Consider the following 20578-nt stretch of genomic DNA (forward strand, 5'->3'; position numbering starts at 1 on the left):
AGCAGCGTATGCGGAAAGCGGTCGTGCAGTAGGGTTCTCAGGCTCTCCCCAGCGCGGACATGGTGAACACGAGACGTGCAGCTCGGCAGCTATCCGCGTACGTCTTCGATCGCAAACGGTACCGTTCGAGACTCATCCGTCCGGCATCAAAACAGTGGATACGATGCGTCTGGTCCGTCCATCCGCGGGTTCGTTGGCGGCGAATCGGCCGAGCAGCTGACCCAGTGCCCCCATGAATTCCGTGAGTTCTTCGTCGGAGAGCCACAGCGCGGATTGGCGGAACGCGATGCCGTCGCGCTCTGGTGCGATCTCATCGCGGGACAGGTAGCGGTCCAGGTCGCCGGCCAAGCCCGCGACGAACACGGTGAACATCGTTCGTAGCTGGTCGGGATCGACGCCTTCGCGGCCTTCGTCGCTGGCACCAGGGCCGATCGCGTACGTGCGCTCGACCGTGCCGCGGATTCGGCGCTCGGCAACGACAGTGAGCACGCCCGCGTCCGCCAGGACACCGACATGGCGATACAACGTCGTCGCGGCCACGTCGGGCAGGTGTTCGGCCAGCTCGGCGGTGGTAAGTGTGCGCCCGATCAGTGCTTGCACGATCCGCCACCGCACCGGTTGGTGCAGCAACTCAGCTAGCGAGGGTCGAGACGAGGCCATTGCCATTACTCCCAAAAGTGGTAATAATACTGTTGCTGGGATCATTCTAAGTTTGCTGGAGGAAAAGTGGCTGCAGTGTATGTGGATCGCGACGCGGTACGTATCGAGCTGCGGTGGTGGGAACGCATTTTCGCCGCTCAGCGCAGGCGCCTGGTCATACCGCTCAGCGGGATACTCGACGCCCGGCGTGTCGACCGGCCGACAAGCTGTTCCGCGACACCGGGCGGCCGCGCCGGCTTGCTGGTCACCGGAGTTGCGAAGATCGGACGCTGGGGCATCGGGACGCGCACGGCGTTGTTCGTGAGCGTGCGCCGATCGGTTCCCGCCCTTCGGTTGGCACTCGACAAGGCGACCGCTGAGGAGCTCGGCTATGACGTCATCTTGGTCAGCACACCGCAGGTCGATCAACTCGTCGACGCACTCGCCTCTGTTCCATGACCGGCACAACGCAGCCCCGGACCCGGCCTGTCGACCAGGGCGGGTGGCGTCGGGGGATGGTGGTCCCAGAGACCAGTGCAATATGAAGCATATGCGTTGTAAATCGACGCTTTTTCCGGGTTGAACGAGTCAGATATGAAGTGTTAGCTTGATTTCATGGTTGGTGATGTGGCGGACGATCTGGGTTTGGCCGAGTCACTGCGGTGGGGGGTCTCGCGGCTGTCTTCACGATTGCGCGCTGAACAGCCGGGTAGCGACAGGACGCTGACCCGCCTGGCCGCCTCGGTGCTCGCGAACCTCACGCACAGCGGCCCGTTGACGGCATCGGAGCTGGCGGCGATCGAAGGATTACAGCCCCAGTCACTCACCAGGGTGATCAACGAGCTGCACGACCACGGCCGGATTCGCCGCTCCCGCAACGACACCGACGCCCGCCAGCAGGACATCGCCATTACCGAGGCAGGGCGGGCAGCGTTGCGTGAGCATGTCCGGGACGGCAATCGCTGGCTGGCTGCCGCGCTGCGCCACACGATGACCGACGCCGAACGCGGCGTGCTCGCCATCGCCGCCGACCTGCTGCGCGAGCTGGCCGAAGCCGAGGTGAGCGGAACCGACACAGCGGGACCGCCCCGGAGTGCCCGGCGTGGCGACGGCGCGGCTCCCCCGCTGTGACAACTCCCCCCGCGGCCACCAGGGTCGGCCGCGCGGCGCCGATGCCGGGCGGGCAGCGCGTGCGGCTGCTCGCGGTACTGGCCGGCCTCAGTGGCGCCGCGCCGTTGGCCACCGACATGTATGTGCCGGGCTTGCCGGATCTGGCTGCGTCGCTGAGTTCCGATGCATCCGGCGCGCAGATGTCGCTCACCGGGTTCCTGGCCGGAATCATTGTCGGCCAGCTCATTCTGGGGCCGGTCAGCGACGCGGTCGGTCGCCGCGGTGTTTTGCTGTGGGGCACAGCGTTGTTCACTGTTCTCTCGCTGGCATGTGCGGTCGCGCCCACGATCGCGGTTCTGGATGCGGCCCGCTTCGGGCAGGGGCTCAGCGGCGCTGCCGGGATCGTCGTTGCCCGCGCCGTAGTCGCGGACTTGTTCGCCGATCAAGATCTGGCGCTGATGTTTTCCCGGCTGGGTGCGATCACCGCCGCGGCGCCCGTGCTCGCGCCCCTCGCGGGTGGCGCGTTGCTGCTGGTATTTCCGTGGCGGGCAGTCTTCGTGGTTCTCGCCCTGCTCGGCGGCGTGCTGGTCCTGGGCGTGTGGCGATGGGTCCCGGAATCACATCCACCTCGAGCGCGGCTGTCCGGTGGCGTCGCCGCAGGACTGCGCGCTATCGCAGGGCTGGCCACCCGTCGAGCAGTCGTGGGGCCGGTGCTGACGCTATCGTTCGGTGGCGCAGCCGTATTCACCTATATCGCCGGCACCACCTTTGTCTTCCAAGACATCTATCGCCTCACACCAGCGGCCGCGAGCCTGGTCTACGGAGTCAACGCGGTCGGCAACATGGCGGGCAGCCTCAGTTTCGGATATCTGGTGAACCGGTGGTCGGCAGAGGCCCTTCTCATTCTTGCGTCTGCGTCAGCACTGACGGGCGCGGCGCTGCTGACGCTCCTCACTGTCACAGCCGCTAGCTCGCTAGCCGTCACCTGGCTGTGTCTTCTGTTCTCGCTCACCGCGTTCGGCGTATTCTTCCCCGCCGTGGTCACCGTGGCGCAGCAACGCGGCCGCGCCGCCCCCGGTGCGACGTCCGCCCTACTCGGCGGCGGGCAATTCTTATTCGGTGCGGCGGCCTCCCCGCTGGTGGGTTTGTTCAGCACCCACAGCGCCACACCCATGGCAGCCATCATGACCATCCTCTTGGCCCTGGCCACCATTGCCGCGATCGACACCGCCGTTCATCGCCGTGGCCCGACCGTGTGAAGCTATCCGACCGGGAGAGATAGGCCACTGAACAGCCGCAACGGAGCCCGCGTCCACTGAGACTCAACCACAACGACTCCCCCGAGCGTGACCCGCCCGCGTGACCAGCGGTCGACGCGCAGCCAGGTGATCGAGTCGAGGTGGAACATTCTGATTCTGCGGCAGCGTCATGTCCCATCGCGCGTCTCATGATCGAATTGGTGCATGGACGAGATCATCTTCCGGTCCGCGACGATCGATGACCTTTCCGCGATGGTGACGATGCTCGCCGATGACACACTTGGCAGCACCCGCGAGTCCGCAGACGACCTGAACCTGTACCGCGCGGCCTTTGCCGAGATCGAAGACGATCCGCGACAGGAGTTACTGGTTGCCGAACACCGCGGTGCCGTGGTGGGAACGGCGCAACTGAGCTTCTTGCCCGGACTGGCTCGCAAGGGCGCGGTACGGGCGCAGATCGAGGCGGTGCGGGTGGATCGGGCGATGCGTGGCCTCGGTCTGGGATCACGGCTGATCGAGGAGTGCGTCCGGCGGGCGCGCGAACGCGGTTGCGCCCTGGTGCAATTGACCTCGCACGGTAGTCGGGTGGACGCGCATCGTTTCTACGGCAAGCTCGGATTCGAGGCCAGTCACGCGGGTTTCAAGCTGATGCTGGCCGATCCCTCGGATCGGTGAACGGGCGCAGCGGGCCAGCCACAGAGCTCAGCAGGCTCGGGTTTTCTTCCGTCGGACGGAAATATGGTAAATCGGACATATGCCTCGAAACTCCCCCATCAGTGCATGGAAGGCCCTGCGTGAGGGCAACGACCGATTCGTCAACGGCACACTGCAGCATCCCTGCCAGGGTGCGGCCGACCGGGCCAGGCTCGTCGCCGGGCAACAGCCTTCGGCTATCGTATTCGGCTGCGGCGATTCCCGAGTGGCCGCGGAAATCATCTTCGACCAAGGCCTCGGTGACATGTTCGTCGTCCGCACCGCCGGCCACGTCGTCGACTCCTCGGTCCTCGGCTCCATCGAGTACGGCGTCGAGGTGCTGGGTGTGCCGCTGATCGTGGTGCTCGGCCATGACAGCTGCGGTGCCGTGCGGGCGACCATCGATGCGCTCGATGGCGGCGATGTCCCCGGCGGGTTCATTCGCAGTGTGGTCGAGCGAGTCACCCCGTCGGTCCTGATGGGTCGGCGCGAGGGGCTCACCGGCATCGATGAACTCGAAGCCCGCCACGTCGTGGAAACCGGCCGATTGCTGATGCAGCGGTCGACGATCATCTCCGAACGCGTCTCGGCCGGTAAGTGTGCGATCGCCGGTGTCACTTACAAACTGGCCGAGGGCCGCGCGCAGTTGCGCGGTGTAGTCGGCGACATCGGCGAGGCGACCCTCGGTCTTGTCTCCTGACCCCGTCATGCCGGGCCACGCCCACCGCCAACGGCCCCGCGCATCACTGGCAATGATTTAGCGGGTCCCGACTCCCGGCGGGGTCGATCAGTGGTTCGTCGGCAAGGTAGGGCGGTGCGGGGTCGTATTGGAGGACGCGGCGGACAGCGCGGGCATGGTCGCGGCCGTGCAGCGCGCCGACCAGCCACAGGGCGCTGTCGATACCGGCCGAAACCCCTTGGCTGGTGACGAGATTGCCCGCTACGACGTAGCGGGCGTCGCGCACGACGGTGACCTCGCCGAGCCGCTCGAGGTCGTCCTCGTAGTTCCGGTGGGTGGCCACCCGGCGTCCGCGCGCCACCCCTGCGGCGTGCAGCAGGAACGCGCCGGTGCAGACACCGACCGTCCAGGCGGCGGTCGCGGCGGTGCCGGCTATCCACTCGGTGATCACCGCATTGTGCGGCTGGATCACGCGGGCCCCGTATCCGCCAGGCACCAGTAAAACGTCCAACGCCGGGTGTTCGGTCACGGAGTGATCCGGCAGCACGCGCATGCCCTTGGCGCAACGAACGGCATCCGTCGTCTCCGCTATCAGTACGGCCTTGTCTACGTCGCCACGCAGGCGCGACGAGGCGGTGAAAACCTCCCAGGGGCCTGCGAAGTCCAGCTCCTCGACCTCGTCGAAGATCAGTAGTCCGTAGGTGGTCATCTCAATTCTCCTGTGGCGCAGTGGGTTCAGGCAACTTCAACTCAGTTTTCGGTGCCTACCGAGAAGTACGGATCGTCCAGCACATATCGCCAGGATCCGTCCCTGCCACGGCGGGCGATCTCGGTGGACGCGGACCGGACCGGACCACCCACGCCGGACACGGTGGCATCGTTGGCGATCAGCGCGAGTTCGCCGGCGACATGGATCCGGCGGGAGCGCAGCTCGATCTTCGCCCCCGAGACGATCATTGCTTCCAGCGACGCCCGGATCGCCGCGGTACCGGATCGCCGCTCACCCGGACCGGCGAACAGCACTGCCGCGGGTTCGTACAGCGACATCAACCTCTCCAGGTCGCCGGAGTTGAAGAATTGTGCGAACAGCGGCGCGAGTTCGTCAGGGGTAGCCGCCCCGACACTGCCGGAAACACCGGGCACCGGACGGTCGTTCCAGCCCGCGCCGTCGACGATGTCGAACCATGTCACGGTTCCATGGGTCGGGTAGTACAGCTGACAAACCTGTCCGGGAAACGTCAACGGGCTGCCCTTGGCCGGATTGTCCCGCACCTGCCTGGCCAGCATCTCACCGAATGTGTATCCGAGGTCGTAGCGCGGCCACACCGCATGTACGCGATCGGCGAACCCGGCAGGCAACAGATCTCGGTCGCGGCCGACGATATCGACCCCGGTTCCACGCTGCACCAACGCCTCGACCGGACCGAAGCGGTGAGCGATGCCGTCAACGGTGTGCAGCGCCACTGCGTTCCACACCGTCTGCACCCTGGCCTCGGCTATCCCCCAGCTGCGCAGGAATTCCGCGGCCGCGTCGGCGCCGTCGACCTCGAAACGCTGACTGCCGTTGGCGTGCTCGGTTGCTCCGAGGTCGTGCAGCACGCTGCCGAGATAGAGCAGTTCCGCGTCGTAGTCCACGTCGGCGCGCATGCCCTCCGCGGCTGCTACCTCGCGGGCGAAAAGGTAACTGCGCACGCAATGGTTGTAGACCATCGGCGGTGATACCCGGGCGACCAACTCATCGGCAGCGACGGCGAGTTCGGAGGTGGGCAATCCGAACTGGGTCGGATCGGCGTGCTGAACGGTCATTGAGAGTCCTTTCGACGGTGCCCACTCAGTCTCCGGTCGCTGAAAGCTGCTGCCCAGTGGCTGGATAGCCACATAACCCACAATTCTGGCCATACAGCGTGGACTGAGGAACTACCCCGGCGTCCGGGTCCGGCCGCGGTGGCTGACGATGCTCGAGACTGTCGCCTCAGGCCCGTGCCGATGTCCCTGGCAGCCGTGCGCAGTGATAGCCAGAGTGGTCGCGGCGCCGAAACCGCCTTCCGCAGCGATGCGGTCGATGGACAGTCCGGTGGTATTCAGAAGCTGTTGGACACGATGTGCAGGAGCGCGTAGCAGATCATTGCAGCGTCATGGCCCCAATTCCCTTGCGGGAGCGGCGGTTCAGACCTCACACGCTGCTGCTGGCGTTCATTTCCAGGTCGGCCGGAATCGTTGGCCACAGTCCCGCTGAGAGGTTTGACTGCCTGACGCATGGGTACTCGACGTGCGACAGGCCGCTACGAGAGACACTCGACCGCTGCTGAGCCGGACGGTCGCCATTCGGAACCGGCCGCTATGCACCGGAATCAGAACAGCGTCGCTATGCGCGCAGCTAATTCCGGCTCACTCAGCGTTCCTGGCACGGTGTCGGCCTCGGTGTACTTGCTGATGGACACGAACGACGGCACAGCGGTCACCTCGAACCGCTGCCACACCGCACCGTCGAGGTCGGCGATATTCGGGAATGGCAGACCATACTTCGCGACGAAGTCACGCATCGCGGGCAACTGGTCTCCGCCGGCGACGCCGACAAAACGCACGTCAGGGTTGCCGCGAGCGGCCTCGGCGACGCCAGCGGCTTCCCGTCGACAGGTCGGGCACGAGGGCGTCCAGAACCACAGCACAACTGGCTTCCCCACCAGGCTCGCACCGTGGACCTCCCCACCATCGACGGTCGGCGCGCTGAACCGCAACGGCTCCGGCGGCGACGCACCCGATGTCGAGGTCACCGAACTGCCGGGCACCGTCGATGAGCTCGTATTGTCCTGGCTACCAGAGCATCCGGTAAGGAGCACTGCAGCGGCGAGCAACAGCGATATCTTCCACCCTACCCGCACCATCATCGACCTCCTATCCGCCCGAGGAGGGCACACCATCCGTATGCCCGCTGATCCGGGTCTTGCAACCTTCGCCGCGATGATCCGAGTCTTCGCAGCACCCGACACCTTTGTCGACGACGCGACAGCGCGAATGATCCACTCACCTCCGGGTAGCCAGCCGATGAGTGACGACTCCGAGAAGGGCGACACGATGTGCACGAGCAGCCGACCGAACAATCCAATGGCGTTGGCGGGCAACCGGTCCAGCTCCGGGAGCGGGCGGCGGCTCTCGGCCGTCGCCCTCGCCGGCGCCGCCGCACTGCTGGCCGCTTGTTCACCCGAGCAGCGGGCGAGTGAGACGACTGGAACCACGCCTGAGGTGCACACCGGTTCCACGATCCCGCTCACCACCGGCGAAACTCCGGCGTATCCAGGACATTCACCGGTGGGAACTTCCGCACGGCGGGATTCGTCGACGCGCAGGGCACTCCAGCAGGCAAGGTTACTTTTATCGAGCGGCACGGGTACGTGGAGGTGCAGACCGATGTTTCCGGAATCACCCCTGGATTCCACGGCTTTCACGTGCACGAACGTGGCGTATGCGAACCGAATTCAACGGCACCGGAGGGCGGTGCGACCGGAGATTTCCAGTCCGCGGGCGGCCATATGCAGGTGGCGGGACACACTGGCTATCCGGCGTCGTTCACGCCGCCGCCAGCAACTTCGGCAATATTCCCGAACGATATTCCCTGCCGGGCGTTGGTGCCGTCCCCGACGAACAGACCCTGACGACCGGCGATGCCGGCGCCAGGATCGTGTGCGCGCGGTCGTAAACTTTCCGACCGCGGATATCGTGCCCGCACACGGTGGCACTAAACCCGCCGCCCCTGCATACTCGGAACGCCCTGTGTAACAGCATGATTGAGGGGTCCTCCGCGCTTCATTGCTACCCGGTAGGCGCAGTTGCGGAGGCCACGACCGGTCTATCGCGGCCGCCGGCGGCACCAACGACACTGGGCCTGTGCCACAAGCGGACGTCCAGAAGCTCCGGCCGACAACATTTTCCGGGCGGCAGGCCAGAAACCGCGATTCAACGGGCCGCTGCGCCGGTTACGCCTGGCCACCGCTGAGCCACCACGCGCTACTTCCCAGCGCCTGCGTAGTGGCCGATACTCAGCCGTGCGGCGTGCCGGCTGCCGAATCCGGTGCGATCTATACGACGACGGGCCATCGCAGGCGGATCACGGAAGCGGCATCGATCTGACGACCAGGCGTTCCGTTATCGAAATGTAGCCTGGCGACGGAGATGCTCGAACGACCGTATGGCAAGGAGTTTCGACACAGTGGAGGATGTACTACGACCGCTGATCGTTCTCGGCGGAACCGTCGCGGCGACCGTTGCGGCCGGGTTGTTGATCGATCGCCTCCTGCGCTACAGCTCGGACAAACACCCGAGTAAGCGGCTGCCCGGCCTGCTGCGCCGGGTTCAACTGCCGCTGCAGGTACTGCTCGGCTCAACGGCGTTGCACGGCACTTTTCCGTTGGCCGAGTTGGACTTCCGGCAGGAACAGGTAGTCCGGAACTTGCTCGCGACTATCGCCATCATGTCCGCGGCCTGGCTCACCATCCGGGTGGCCGACGCGATGGCGGAGAACACGCTACACAACTACGCGGACCGGACAGCCGACGTCGCCAGAGTCCGCCAGCTGAACACCCAACTCGCACTCGTCCGCCGGATCGTGACCGCGGTTCTGGCACTGAGCACGGCCGCGGTGGCAATCTTGCTGCTCTTCCCCAACCTGCGCACGCTGGGTACCTCACTGCTGGCGTCGGCGGGCGTCATCGGCGTAATCGCCGGCGTCGCTGCGCAATCGACGCTGGGCAACCTCATGGCAGGTCTGCAGATCGCCTTCGGGGATTCGGTGAAGATCGGCGACACCGTGGTTGTCGAGGGCGAATGGGGCACGGTGGAGGAGATCACCCTCGCCTTCCTCACCGTGCGGATCTGGGATGATCGCAGGCTGACCATGCCGGTGTCCTACTTCAACAGCAAGCCCTACGAAAACTGGTCCAAGGGTGGACCACAGATCACCGGCACGGTCTTCCTGCATGTCGACCACAGCACGCCGGTCGCGGAGCTGCGCGAGCACCTGTATGAGTTCCTTCGAGAACGTCCGGATTGGGATGGCCGCAGCTGGAACCTCCTGGTGACCGACAGCACGCCGACGAATATCGTCTTGCGCGCATCGATGTCGGCCCGCAATGCCGACGATGTATGGACGCTGCGGTGCGCGGTCCGGGAGGAGCTCGTCAGCTGGCTCAGCCGCAATCATCCGTACGCACTGCCGAAAATCCCTACCGCCGTGGCGCCGGATGCCGGACATCTGGCTCCGGTGTTGTCCGGATCCGCCTACGGATACCGGCGCTCATCCGAGTGATGAGTGCGACAGCGTGGCAACCATTGCCGCACTGCCGGAACTACCTGCCACGCTCATCGAGCGGCCGACACCGCGCGTCGTAGCGGGAACGTGCAGACCAGTGACTGCTGGCCCGTTACGCTCGAGCAAGCCCCGCCCATCGAGTGCAGGAAGAGTCGTCCATGAGCCGGATCGGTCGCACTGTACGGTACGCGACCGCGGCAGTGCTGCTGGTCGCGGCGGCATGCGGGACCGACGACCGTACAAAACACCCGCCGTCGGATCGGACGAGCGCAGCACGGCCGACTCCGGTACCCGCGGCCGACTACACCTTCCCGATCCAATGGGCAGGTGACTACACGTTCCGATGGAGCGCCGCAGAGGGCATCGACCTCACAGCCCCGAACGCGGAGGTCGTCCGGGCCTTCGCCGAAAGCAAACGCTTGGCAAGGTCGGTCGGCAATGAATTGGCCTATCCCGGGTACGCGGCGGCGGTGTCGGGGGTGGATTGGTTGGACATTCCGGACGGTGGTGCGTACCCGCCCGGTGCCCAGCAAGGCAACTGGCAACTGCGGTGGCACGGCACGTTTCTGGCCCGGCTCGTGCGAATCCAACCCGAACCCAACGGGTTCACCGCTGCCTATTGCTTGGACACCACGAATGTCGCCGATTCGATAGACGGTGGCGCACACTACCGTTGGACCAGACCCGGCCGACGTGGTGAACTCCAACGGGGCCGACTGATCGGACTCACCGCCCGAGCCCGCTCCAGCAGCGGACCGATACCGACCGAGGCGGTTCCGGTTTCGACGAGGCACCAGGTTGATCGTGCGCCGAAATACAACGTTTTCGACGACTGGAAGATCATCGATGTCTGGGGACCGACATCGCGCGGTCCGCAGCGCTCGTCCCTCGTCGCCGCATGCGCGGCATGGGCACGCGCCAACCCACAGACCAACCCCGTGGGCATCGACAGCCTGGAGCGCCGGATTCCCGCCGATCCGCCACCGATCCCAGAGACGCCATTTCCGGGTTGGCCGGGACCGTAGGAACCGGATGTCGGGGGCCACGGGTATTCGCGGTTCGCACACCGAGATCGGGTTCGCTCGGTTACAGACCGAGTGGACTTGCTCTTGAGGGGGTCTTTACGGCATCTTTACGGGTGGAGCGCCGGGAAGTCTGGTCGGCAGTTCGGTTCACCGCGAGCCGAGCTTGGTTTACCAAGTGGTGAGGTGCTCGGGTCGTGTTGCAACGTATCGCCGCAGAGGCGTTATCCGGATTGACGGTGGCGATCGTTGCCCTGCCGCTGGCCATCGCGTTCGGTATCACCGCCACCGGCACTCCCGAAGGCGCCCTGGTCGGCCTCTACGGCGCGATCTTCGCCGGGTTCTTCGCCGCCGTTTTCGGTGGCACGCCCGGCCAGGTGACCGGGCCGACCGGACCGATCACCGTGGTAGCCACTGGCGTCATCGCAGCTCATGGGCTCGAGTCCGCCTTCGTCGCGTTCATCATGGCCGGCGGGTTTCAGATCCTGTTCGGTCTGTGCAGGCTCGGCTCGTTCATCCGGTTCATCCCGCATCCGGTGGTATCGGGCTTCATGGGCGGCATCGCGCTGATCATCATTCTCGGCGAGCTGGATCAGGCGCAGAAGAGTTTCCTCCTGGTCGCCGTCACCATCGTGTTGCTGCTCGTTTCAGCACGGCTGATCAAGTCGATACCGGCGAGCCTCATCGTTCTGGTCACCATCACCGCGATCCTTCCGCTCACCGCGGGGGCGCTGGAGAATGTCCGCATCGGACCGGTGGCGCTGAACACCGCGGTCGACTACATCGGCAAGATCCCCGAGGCCATCCCCACCCTCAACACACCCGACCTCGGCGGCTCTCTGTTGCTGACGCTGCTGCTTCCCGCGCTGAGCATCGCGCTGCTCGGATCGATCGACTCGCTGCTGACTTCGGTGGTGATGGACAACATCACCGGCACGCGGCACCGCAGCAACAAAGAACTCATCGGCCAAGGGCTCGGCAATATCGCCAGCGGGTTGTTCGGCGGCCTGGCCGCCGCGGGTGCGACGGTGCGGTCCGTGGTGAACATCAAAAGCGGTGGGCGCACGTCGATTTCGGCCGCCACCCACAGCGTCATCCTGCTGATCTTCGTGGCGGGTCTCGGCGCCGTCGTTCAATACATCCCGCTGGCCGTACTGTCCGGGATTCTGATCATGACCGCCTTCGGCATGTTCGATTGGGCGACAATGAAAAAGGCCCACGTCTCGCCGAAAGGTGATGTCGTGGTGTTGTTCGCGACGATGATCATCACCGTCCTCGTCGACCTGACCGCCGCTGTCGCCGTCGGTGTCGTGCTGTCGCTGCTCATCCACGCGATGTGGTCCCGACGACGCAAGGCCACCATCACCCAGGACGGCACCACCTACCAAATCCACGGCCCGTTGTCGTTCTTGTCCGCCGATCACGTCTTCACCACGCTGCGCACGGACAAGCCGGAGCTGACGCTGTCGCTGGCCGGCGTCAGCTACATGGACATGTCCGGCGCGAACGCGCTACTCACGTTCATCGACCACTCGGCGAAGGACGGCGTCCAACTCGATATCACCGACGTGCCGCCGCACCTCGAGTCCAGACTGACCGCCCTGGCGAACGACGAACAGCAGAGAAAATGGAGCCCCGCCATCGAATCCAGCTGACTGCGGGCAGACGATCCCGCCGATACAGCCGCTCGCTTGACGCTCGATTTTGCTCATCGGTTGCTGTCACGTTGTTAGGGCACTAACTGGAAAAAAGAAATACGGGTGCGATTGGCTCGCACCCGTATTCTTGGTGTCCGACTACGCCGTGGTCTTCACCGGGTCCTTGGTCGTCGGCTTGTAGCTTTCCCAGAACGTCGCCCCGGTAATGTTCAATGCCAACGGATCGAACACGGGGTCCTTACCCGCCCGCTGCTGACGTTCATAATCGCGCAGCGCCTTATAGGCGGGTTGTTGCAAGATGATGATGCCGATGATGTTGAGCCAGGCCATCAATCCGACGCCGATATCACCGAGCGTCCACGCCTCGGTCGCGGTGGACACCGCTCCCACCACGCAGGACACCAGGATCGCCGTCTGCAGCAGCAAGGTGAGGTTCGACCCGAGCGTGCCGCGAATCAGCGGCACGGGAATCGTCGAATACTTGCCGAGCAGGAACCGCAGGTTGGTCTCGGCCATGTAGTAGTAGGCGATGATCGTGGTCAAGCAGAAGAAGGCCAAGGAGACAGCGACGAACGTCGCTCCTGCGCCACTCCACAGCGTGTCGAAACCGACCTGCGCGAAGGCCGGCCCGACCGCGGCGTCCGATGGAAGCGCACCTCCCTCGGCGAGCACAGGGCTGGACGCGCTCTCCCCGTCGAACACTCGATAAGCGCCGGTCGACAAGATAAGGAACCCGGTCGCGGTGCAGATGAACAAGGTGTCGACATAGACCGCGAAGGCCTGCACCAGCCCCTGCTTGGCCGGGTGCGACACCTCCGCCGCGGCCGCGGAATGCGGGCCGGTTCCCTGCCCCGCCTCGTTGGAGTAAACCCCCCGCTTGACACCCCACATGACGGCGCTGCCGATGATCGCACCGAACGCCGAGTCGGCGCCGAACGCGCTGGCGAAGATCAAGCGAAAGACTTCGGGGATCTGCCCGGCGTTGGCCAGCACGATGATCAGCGCCAGCACGATGTAGACGATCGCCATGAACGGCACCACCACGGAGGCGAACGCCGCGATCCGCTTGACCCCGCCGATGATGACGAAAGCCAGCACGATGACGGTGCCGACCGCAACCACCCACTGCTGTACGCCCCACGCCTGGTGCATGGCCGAGGCCATCGAGTTGGACTGCACACTGGGCAGCAGCAGACCACACGCAAGCACCGTCACCGCCGCGAACACGATCCCGTAGATCTTGAACGGCGCGGCCACGCGGGTGTGCGCCATGGCCTTGCTGAAGTAGTAGGCGGGCCCCCCGCGATACTCACCGGTCAGGTGATCGCGAGTCTTGTAGATCTGTCCGAGGGTGCACTCGACGAACGAGGTCGACGCTCCGAGGAACGCCACCGCCCACATCCAGAACAACGCACCGGGACCGCCGAAGGCGATCGCGGTCGCGACGCCCGCGATGTTGCCGGTGCCCACCCGTCCGGACAGCGACATGGTCAGGGCCTGGAACGACGACACCCCCGACGGGGACTTCTCGCCGCTCATCATCAGCCGGATCATCTCCGGAATCTGGCGGACCTGAACGAATCTGGATCGAACCGAAAAATATACACCGGCTGCCAAGCACAAGTAGATCAGCCCATTGCTCCATATATAGCCATTGATGGTGGCCAGGAACTCACTCAAAACACATACTCCCATCGAGGTAACGACGTCGACGCAGGATACTCGCACAGACGCCGCGACAACCCGGTTACGACCGATTACCACGATGTAACGGAACAATGAATCCATACATGTCACACACACGCCATGGCGGCGGAGAGACACCGCGGGCCGCAGCGTGCGAAATCTACCTCACGATCGTTGTCAGCGCTGTGAGAATTCCGAGTGGAGACGGTGATTCGGTTTGCGTTCGCAGCTGCCGATACCTCGTCACCGGTGCGCGGGACCGCGGGGTCGCCACCGCTACCGGAGACCACTACACGGAAGAGTTCGAGGTGCGAAGTGGTAGCACGGCATACCGTCCTGGTGCACCGCACCGTTGTTGTCCGCGACGCGCGATACCGGGTAGCGATGCCCCCGTCCGAGGAATCACGATGGCACTCGACAGATCCACGCTGACGCTGCGATTTCGATCATCGGTATCCCGGCTACTGTCGCGAGTCCGAGATCAGTTGATCTGCACGGCGAGCCCACGGATCGCACCGGTCCGGATCGCCGCATCGGTCGTCCTGGTGGTCGGTGTGCTGATCGCCGGAGCGGCCGGGTTGCGGTCCTATACCACCGTCGCTGCCGAGACCCATTCCGAGACAAGCAAATACGCGATAGCAGCGACACTCATCGAAGAGCCACAGCAGGTCGCCCCGTACCGCTACCAGGCGAAGACACAGTGGCACCGTGCCGGTCGAGACGAGACCGCGACCGTCGCGGTGCCACGTACCGCAGCACGTGGTGACCGGCTGACCGTTTGGCTGGACGCCGACGATGCGCCGACCAGCGCTCCGAGGACCATCACCCACGCGGTGATGGCCGCAATCGGCGCAGCGGTCGTGGCATTGGTGTCAGCTGGGATCGCCGCGTGGGTGTTGATCATAATCTTCGATCACCGGCGCCCGATGAAACGTTTCAGAGCTTTCGACCTGCTAGTGTGATCGCCCGGAGTGCCGGGAAGCCTGGTCGGCGAGTTGATGACGCATCGCTGGACGACCTGGGAGCCTGGCATGATTTCACACCCGATTGTCATCGGTTACGGCAGCATCGGCCGCAGCGCCGCAGGCGCAATCGACGATGTCGGATCGGGATCCGATCTTGTTGTCATCGACCAGGATCCGGCACGCGTCGCGGTCGCTCGCCGCGACGGCGCCCACCCTGTCTTGGGTGACGCCTGCGACCTCGACGTGCTCCGCAGGGCCGGCACAAGCGAGGCGACTTCCGTCACCATCGCTGTAGCAGCAGACAGCGACGCTGTCCGCATCACCTCGGCGGTCCGTGGGCTCAACAGCCACGCAGCGATCTGCACATCCTTGCGCAGTGGCGGCTGGAGAGCTGTCGCCCAACACCTCGGCGCCGATCAGGTCGTCGTCACCAGCAGAATCGCCGGCCGGCTACTGGGGTTGAGTACACGCCGCCCCGGCCTGCTCGGCGAGTTCCAGCGGGCGTTACGGCATCCCCCCGAAATTGTTGTGGCCCAACGCCCGGTCCGTGCAGGCGAGATCGGACAGCACCCAACCCACTGCAGCCCGCTCGTATTGGCAGTCGTCCGCTGTGGCCGAATCCGATGGCGCGACGACCCTGAGACGCCGACACTCCGAGCACGCGATCAGCTTCTGGTCATCCGCGCCTTGTGGCCGACATCGTGACCATCGCACGACCCAGCCAATCTGTGCGGCGAGCCAGGTACGCAACATTCGACGATCTCTCAGAGGAATGGGGAACAGCTTGCTCGGCACAATCGTTGGAGCCCGTCTCGTACGTGACGAGGGCCGACCGATCCTGATCGAGATCGCGAAACCGCGCCCGGTCCGCGACGGTTACGAGTGCGGCTTCGCGATCCAGGACCGTGGGCAATGGACCAGCCGCGGACACGACGGTCTCGCTGCCCTCTACACCGCCCTGTCACAGATAGGCACCGAACTTACCCGCGCCAACGAATCCGGTAGTCGGTTCACCGTCGTCGGCCCCGCCGAGCTCGGATTCCCCGTAGTCACCGCAGACCGTGCCGCCACCACCGACCTCGCCGACGTAGCAGACGTCGTTGCAAAGCGCTCCTTCGCACACAACGATCGCCGCCACTACGTCTGCCTCGGTCACCCGTTCGCACCACCCGATCAAAACCTGGTCCTGTGTCCGTTCCAAGTCGACAACCGACCCCGCGCTTTTGCCTCCGGCGCCGACAGCATGCAAGCCCTCATCACCGCCATCCGCATGATCGGTGCTTGGCTGGGCCTGCCCGGCGACTGGCCACTCCACGGTGGGGACTGACCGATCGTGCACTCAGCACCTTCGACCATGCCAACGGCGGGTTCCACTCGGCAGCCTCCTCGCCGCCGCATTGGCCGCAGGGATCCGGGCGCCCGTGACCGACGGTGCGGTGACGAGTCGCGGAGCGCGGAAGTCAGCGGTCGCGCGGGCGATCAAGCACGGTCGCGACCGGTGGGCAAGGCGATCGCACTGACGGCGACCACGACCATAATCGCCGCGATCGCGTAGCAGGCGCGGTTGTAAGCCTCGCCCAGAACAGCCGGCACCGTGCCGTCTTCGACGTCCTGGGGAGCATGGCCGTCGATGAATGTGAGATCCGAGTCGACGCTCGAGAACTGCCGACTACCTCCAGCGTGCGCCCTGCGTGACTTGGTGCTGTCGAGACCCGACCAATTCTCCCGAGAAACAGGACCCGTTACGGGGCCACTGTCGTTTCGTCAGCAATTCTCCGACAAAACGTGCAGGCGATAACCTTTCACGATGCACTCCCCTGGGGCTCGGCCTCCCTTCGGGCCCACCACTCCGGTATCCCCGATCGTCATCGAAGCGAGTACGCCGATCAAAGCCCGCGCTCGACCGCTGCCGATGGTGGCGGATTTCGGCTACGGCTTGCAGTACCCGCTGGCGCAGGGACGCAACCGAGTGCTGTTGCCACCGGGGCGATATCGCGTGCTGCTGTACTCGCAGTACACCTGGTGGCAGGTCGGCAAAGCCCGGCTCGACATCGACACCACCCAAGGACCGATCGTGTTCTTTTACGCCCCGCCCTACACCATCTACTCCACCGGCGCAGCTGGGTTCAGCCCTCAGCAACGCCCCGGCCGCAGCGCGATGCTCGCCGTAATCGCTGCGGCCGTGCTGGTTCCGCTGCTACTGGTCGGCCTCAGTGTGCTGCTGGCACGCTGACCCCTCGGGCCGGCTGCGCAGAGTCTGATGTGCGCGCACAATTCATACGCTCTTGGACACGTCAGCAGTTGCAGTCAATCCCGACACCAGCGCCCCTGGCCCCTACTCGATACGGCTCCATAGGCCGGTACGCGCATGTGGTGACAACGCGGCGATGGAATCATTCTTCGCCCTGCTCCAACGCAATGTGCTCGACCGGTGCCGCCGGGCCACGCGCGAGGATCTGCGGTTGGCGATCGTAGGCTGGATCGAACGCACCTACCGGCGTCGTCGTCAACGTGGCCTCGGCCGCCTGACTCCGGTCGAGTACGAGACCCTCAATCCGTTCGCATTGGCGGCCTGAAATCTGGATACCCCGTCGGTCAACCGAACTCGGGACAATCCCGACCTCTCCTTGGGGTCCGTCGGAATGTTCTACCGGCTTGCATCCCCCGGCGAACTGGCCGCGTGTGGGCTCAATAACCGCGCTGTGACCGCCAGCTCACCATTTTCGTGTGTATTTCCCGCAGTGCGTGATAAGAGTCAACGTAGATCTCGTAGAGCGGGTCCAACATCTCGTTCTGCTGGCGATCCGGGACGAAGGCGCGATCGACGGCCACGGCTTCTCCTGCAGCGGTGCGCAGGTCGGGATACGCTCCCGCTCCGACGCTCGCCAGCAATGCCGCGCCGAAAGCCGCGCTGTAGTCGCGGGTCGTCAACCGCTGCAGGGGCCTGCCCAACACGTCGGCGAAGATCTGCGCCCACAGGTCGCTGTTGGCGCCTCCTCCGGAGAGCGTGATCGGCGCCAGCGGTGCGTCGCAAGCGGATTCGACAGCGGCCAAGACCTGGCGGCCGGACATGGCCACACCTTCGAGGACCGCTCGGGACATGTCCTGGCGTGTGGTCGACGCGCTGAGCCCGAGGAAGCTGCCACGAACGGCCGCGTCCCACAGCGGCGCGCGTTCACCCGAGAGGTGCGGAGTGAATACGACGCCGGACCCGCCGCGCGCGGACGCGGCGTCGACCAGAACTTGCGCGACCGTCAGGCCGCACGTACGACTCCACCAGCGCAGCGCATCCCCACCCGCCTGGGTCGGGCCCGCATGTATGTGCAGGCCATCGATCGGCGGGAAGGTGACGACACCGGGCGTTGGGCGGGCCCGATCCGAGACACCGGCGACTACAAGCGACGTGCCGCAGGAAACCATGGCGCGACGGGGCGTGGCGAGGCCGCAACCATGTGCGTCACCGAGCGCATCCATGGTGCCGACCACGACAGTCGCCGATCCGAGAAGGCGGTCGAACGGAGGATGGACCGGTTGCCCCAAGGAAACGGTTGGACCCGTCAACGGAGGGAGGCGTTCAGCGAGCCCCTCGACGAGATCGACCGCTTCGGTGAGGTAGCCGCGCGCTGCGGCGTCGACCAAGCCGATGGAGGAGTGTGCATCGGTGGCGACCTTGCCGGTCAGCCGCGCGTTGAGGTAGTCCTTCGGACTGAGCACCCACCGGGTGCGCCGCCAGACCTCCGGCTCGTGCCGAGTTACCCAGAGTGCGCGCGCCACCAGAGCCGAGGCGTCGACGGTGGATTCGTGGCCCCAGATTCTCATTTTGTCCGCAGGGGTCAGCTTTTCGTCGACTTCCCTCGCAATGTCAGCGCAGCGTTGGTCTTGCCAGGTGATAGCGGGCAACAAGGGTCGAAGATCGGAGTCCACGAACACATGGGTATTGACCTGACTCACGACACCGAGGGCCCGGACCGCCTCGGGCTCGATGTCTTCCAGTACCGACTCCACACCGCGCACGCAGCCGAGCCACCACTGCTGCGGCTCCTGCTCGGCCCAGCCTGGACGAGGACGCACCATCGCGTGACCGCCGGTATGACGGCGTAGCACGGTGCCGTGACCGGTGAACAGGGCCGCCTTTACCGCTGTCGTACCGACGTCTATGCCGACAACAAGATCGCTCGCGCCGCTCATTCGCTTACCGATTCAGCCGCCATCGCCACGATCAGCCTCCTGTTCGCTGAATCACAACCTAGCCTATGTAAATATAACCCAGAGTAACATTTAGAAATGTCGAATCCAGACACCCCAGGCCGCGCCCGAGTAACAGTGCGAACAATCACAATGCGACGCGGCGAAAATGTGACCCATATCCATTGGATCGACGCATCGAATTAGGCAGGTACTGAAGAACTCCCCGCACCATTCACAGCAATTCCCCCACTGCGCTACTAGCCGAAACAGAAGCAGGCCAGCCCTTGTCATACGGGGTGATCGAAACCGCTTCGACGACGCCTATCTGTCGGCCAAGACCGCTCACTGCTTCCGGGATCTGGGAGACTTTCCATCCCACCGGACGAAAAGGCTGGCTACGCGCTCGCCAGGAAAATCCTGACCGAACTCGCGGCCCACGCAAGCTGCGAGCAGCCCAGGACCCGGCATGGGCACAACGCCGCGACGACTACACGCAACGACGGGCCGCGCTCAAACCGTGGAATCCCTCGCCCATAGCACCGCAGCGCAACCCGCCCGGTCGTGATCAGTGTCGAGGATCTACGCGGGTTCTATCCGCAGTACCGCGCCCCGAAGAATCGGCCCGGCTGGGAACAAGCCAACCACCACCGCGTCGACTACGAGGTTCGCCGCTGGTTCATCATGGCCATGAACTACCTGCGCGCGATCGGTGCCAGCATGATCATCGATATCGATCTCGGCGGCCGCGAGTTGGCCGAAGACATCATGGACCGGATCGGCCACTCCCCTGCCGAAACCCACCATTGGTGCAGCGATCGAGGCTGCGGGGTTCGGGTAATGGTCGGTGACGATAGTGCGCCGCTCCCGAAGGAGCTGGCACACATCGACTTCGCCGTCCTGATGGAGAACGCAGTACTGATGTCACACGGCCGCCTGCCCATGGTCGTCGGGGCTCCTGATCCCGAGGCGATCGATGTCGAGCCCGCCCCCGGTCGTGGGCCGATCACCACCGCGCCCGAGGCAGATCACACCGTTGTCCGGTTTGCTACCCACGCAGCCGTGTCTGGGAATACTCGACCCGCGTCGGGCTCGTCCCGACCCACCAAAGGCGCACCGAGCTGGAGCAACAAGAGGAACGGGCGATAATTGAACCGAATCGGTTACCTGTCGGTTGCTGACGATCCACCGCCTCGCCGATAGCGACAGCGCAGCTCGTTCGTCGTGCGGGCAACCAACTCGTGTGTCGATCCAGGATCGCGCAGTCACCGATCGCCTGGGCCGCTCACCGAAAGGCTCGGCGGTAGGCGGTCGGGGCGACGCGGCGAAGGCAACGAAAACAATGGCAGGACCGCATGATTCGCCTTGGCGATTTTC

20 protein-coding genes and 1 pseudogene are annotated in these 20578 nt (G+C 64.9%); 15 read left to right on the forward strand and 6 right to left on the reverse strand.

The genetic code is table 11. The features are described from left to right. Positions 1–132: 132 nt before the first annotated feature. Positions 133–600 (reverse strand): helix-turn-helix domain-containing protein, encoded by a 468-nt coding sequence (locus tag ACIHA7_RS32340; RefSeq protein WP_397294807.1) that lies wholly within the window; start codon positions 598–600, stop codon positions 133–135. A 126-nt stretch (positions 601–726) separates the two neighbouring features. On the opposite strand from ACIHA7_RS32340, the gene ACIHA7_RS32345 reads away from it, so the two are divergent. From ACIHA7_RS32345 to ACIHA7_RS32365, 5 genes are all read left to right on the forward strand, one after another. Beyond that, the gene (locus ACIHA7_RS32345) at positions 727–1098 is read left to right on the forward strand and encodes a hypothetical protein (protein WP_397294808.1); all 372 of its coding nucleotides are present in this window, start codon (positions 727–729) and stop codon (positions 1096–1098) included. A 156-nt stretch (positions 1099–1254) separates the two neighbouring features. Then, the gene (locus ACIHA7_RS32350) at positions 1255–1770 is read left to right on the forward strand and encodes a MarR family winged helix-turn-helix transcriptional regulator (protein WP_397294810.1); all 516 of its coding nucleotides are present in this window, start codon (positions 1255–1257) and stop codon (positions 1768–1770) included. A gap of 59 nt (positions 1771–1829) precedes the next feature. Further along, positions 1830–3008 carry a Bcr/CflA family efflux MFS transporter gene (locus ACIHA7_RS32355; protein ID WP_397294812.1) on the forward strand — a complete coding sequence of 393 codons (1179 nt, stop codon included), beginning with the start codon at positions 1830–1832 and terminating at the stop codon, positions 3006–3008. Between the two features lie 204 nt (positions 3009–3212). Beyond that, positions 3213–3683 carry a GNAT family N-acetyltransferase gene (locus ACIHA7_RS32360; RefSeq protein ID WP_397294814.1) on the forward strand — a complete coding sequence of 157 codons (471 nt, stop codon included), beginning with the start codon at positions 3213–3215 and terminating at the stop codon, positions 3681–3683. 79 nt (positions 3684–3762) lie between these two features. After that, positions 3763–4401 carry a carbonic anhydrase gene (locus ACIHA7_RS32365; RefSeq protein WP_397294816.1) on the forward strand — a complete coding sequence of 213 codons (639 nt, stop codon included), beginning with the start codon at positions 3763–3765 and terminating at the stop codon, positions 4399–4401. A gap of 43 nt (positions 4402–4444) precedes the next feature. On the opposite strand, the gene ACIHA7_RS32370 is transcribed toward ACIHA7_RS32365, so the two are convergent. The 3 genes from ACIHA7_RS32370 to ACIHA7_RS32380 form a co-directional block, all read right to left on the reverse strand. Further along, entirely contained in the window at positions 4445–5089 is a 645-nt protein-coding gene (locus ACIHA7_RS32370) for a DJ-1/PfpI family protein (RefSeq protein ID WP_397294818.1), read from the reverse strand. Between the two features lie 41 nt (positions 5090–5130). Then, a complete protein-coding gene (locus ACIHA7_RS32375; protein WP_397294819.1) occupies positions 5131–6186 on the reverse strand; it encodes a nuclear transport factor 2 family protein in 1056 nt (351 codons plus the stop codon). Between the two features lie 545 nt (positions 6187–6731). Next, positions 6732–7502, reverse strand: a complete 771-nt coding sequence (locus ACIHA7_RS32380; protein WP_397294821.1) for a TlpA family protein disulfide reductase — start codon at positions 7500–7502, stop codon at positions 6732–6734. Between the two features lie 276 nt (positions 7503–7778). Between ACIHA7_RS32380 and ACIHA7_RS32385 the strand changes: the two genes are divergently transcribed. The 4 genes from ACIHA7_RS32385 (at position 7779) to ACIHA7_RS32400 (ending at position 12362) form a co-directional block, all read left to right on the forward strand. After that, positions 7779–8033 carry a superoxide dismutase family protein gene (locus ACIHA7_RS32385; protein ID WP_397295538.1) on the forward strand — a complete coding sequence of 85 codons (255 nt, stop codon included), beginning with the start codon at positions 7779–7781 and terminating at the stop codon, positions 8031–8033. A gap of 554 nt (positions 8034–8587) precedes the next feature. Then, positions 8588–9682: a mechanosensitive ion channel family protein gene (locus tag ACIHA7_RS32390; RefSeq protein ID WP_397294823.1), complete on the forward strand. Its 1095-nt coding sequence runs from the start codon at positions 8588–8590 to the stop codon at positions 9680–9682. A gap of 161 nt (positions 9683–9843) precedes the next feature. Beyond that, a complete protein-coding gene (locus ACIHA7_RS32395) occupies positions 9844–10710 on the forward strand; it encodes a hypothetical protein (RefSeq protein ID WP_397294825.1) in 867 nt (288 codons plus the stop codon). A gap of 194 nt (positions 10711–10904) precedes the next feature. Next, a complete protein-coding gene (locus ACIHA7_RS32400; RefSeq protein ID WP_397294827.1) occupies positions 10905–12362 on the forward strand; it encodes a SulP family inorganic anion transporter in 1458 nt (485 codons plus the stop codon). Positions 12363–12503: 141 nt separating this feature from the next. Here ACIHA7_RS32400 and ACIHA7_RS32405 read toward each other — a convergent pair whose 3' ends face one another. Further along, complete coding sequence (locus ACIHA7_RS32405; protein WP_397294829.1) at positions 12504–14045, reverse strand: alanine/glycine:cation symporter family protein; 1542 nt, start codon at positions 14043–14045, stop codon at positions 12504–12506. A 560-nt stretch (positions 14046–14605) separates the two neighbouring features. Between ACIHA7_RS32405 and ACIHA7_RS32410 the strand changes: the two genes are divergently transcribed. From ACIHA7_RS32410 to ACIHA7_RS32430, 5 genes and pseudogenes are all read left to right on the forward strand, one after another. Further along, positions 14606–15013 carry a hypothetical protein gene (locus tag ACIHA7_RS32410; RefSeq protein ID WP_397294830.1) on the forward strand — a complete coding sequence of 136 codons (408 nt, stop codon included), beginning with the start codon at positions 14606–14608 and terminating at the stop codon, positions 15011–15013. Between the two features lie 69 nt (positions 15014–15082). Next, positions 15083–15721 carry an NAD(P)-binding protein gene (locus ACIHA7_RS32415; protein ID WP_397294832.1) on the forward strand — a complete coding sequence of 213 codons (639 nt, stop codon included), beginning with the start codon at positions 15083–15085 and terminating at the stop codon, positions 15719–15721. Positions 15722–15788: 67 nt separating this feature from the next. After that, a complete protein-coding gene (locus tag ACIHA7_RS32420; RefSeq protein WP_397294834.1) occupies positions 15789–16343 on the forward strand; it encodes a DUF6968 family protein in 555 nt (184 codons plus the stop codon). 480 nt (positions 16344–16823) lie between these two features. Continuing rightward, positions 16824–17249, forward strand: a complete 426-nt coding sequence (locus ACIHA7_RS32425; RefSeq protein WP_397294836.1) for a hypothetical protein — start codon at positions 16824–16826, stop codon at positions 17247–17249. A gap of 127 nt (positions 17250–17376) precedes the next feature. Next, positions 17377–17592 (forward strand): annotated as a pseudogene (locus ACIHA7_RS32430) (IS3 family transposase); the annotation flags it as partial. 112 nt (positions 17593–17704) lie between these two features. Here ACIHA7_RS32430 and ACIHA7_RS32435 read toward each other — a convergent pair. Further along, positions 17705–19204: an FGGY-family carbohydrate kinase gene (locus tag ACIHA7_RS32435; protein ID WP_397294838.1), complete on the reverse strand. Its 1500-nt coding sequence runs from the start codon at positions 19202–19204 to the stop codon at positions 17705–17707. Between the two features lie 561 nt (positions 19205–19765). On the opposite strand from ACIHA7_RS32435, the gene ACIHA7_RS32440 reads away from it, so the two are divergent. Next, positions 19766–20350 (forward strand): hypothetical protein, encoded by a 585-nt coding sequence (locus ACIHA7_RS32440; RefSeq protein ID WP_397294840.1) that lies wholly within the window; start codon positions 19766–19768, stop codon positions 20348–20350. Positions 20351–20578 lie beyond the last annotated feature (228 nt).

This window comes from Nocardia sp. NPDC052316, assembly GCF_044547795.1.
In the GTDB taxonomy this organism is placed as follows: Bacteria; Actinomycetota; Actinomycetes; order Mycobacteriales; family Mycobacteriaceae; genus Nocardia.

Coding starts and splice junctions, on each gene's coding strand:
- ACIHA7_RS32350 (WP_397294810.1), top strand. CDS start 1,255: ATGGTTGGTGATGTGGCGGACGATCTGGGTTTGGCCGAGTCACTGCGG.
- ACIHA7_RS32435 (WP_397294838.1), bottom strand. CDS start 19,204: ATGAGCGGCGCGAGCGATCTTGTTGTCGGCATAGACGTCGGTACGACA.
- ACIHA7_RS32415 (WP_397294832.1), top strand. CDS start 15,083: ATGATTTCACACCCGATTGTCATCGGTTACGGCAGCATCGGCCGCAGC.
- ACIHA7_RS32370 (WP_397294818.1), bottom strand. CDS start 5,089: ATGACCACCTACGGACTACTGATCTTCGACGAGGTCGAGGAGCTGGAC.
- ACIHA7_RS32395 (WP_397294825.1), top strand. CDS start 9,844: ATGAGCCGGATCGGTCGCACTGTACGGTACGCGACCGCGGCAGTGCTG.
- ACIHA7_RS32360 (WP_397294814.1), top strand. CDS start 3,213: ATGGACGAGATCATCTTCCGGTCCGCGACGATCGATGACCTTTCCGCG.
- ACIHA7_RS32365 (WP_397294816.1), top strand. CDS start 3,763: ATGCCTCGAAACTCCCCCATCAGTGCATGGAAGGCCCTGCGTGAGGGC.
- ACIHA7_RS32420 (WP_397294834.1), top strand. CDS start 15,789: ATGGGGAACAGCTTGCTCGGCACAATCGTTGGAGCCCGTCTCGTACGT.
- ACIHA7_RS32425 (WP_397294836.1), top strand. CDS start 16,824: ATGCACTCCCCTGGGGCTCGGCCTCCCTTCGGGCCCACCACTCCGGTA.
- ACIHA7_RS32375 (WP_397294819.1), bottom strand. CDS start 6,186: ATGACCGTTCAGCACGCCGATCCGACCCAGTTCGGATTGCCCACCTCC.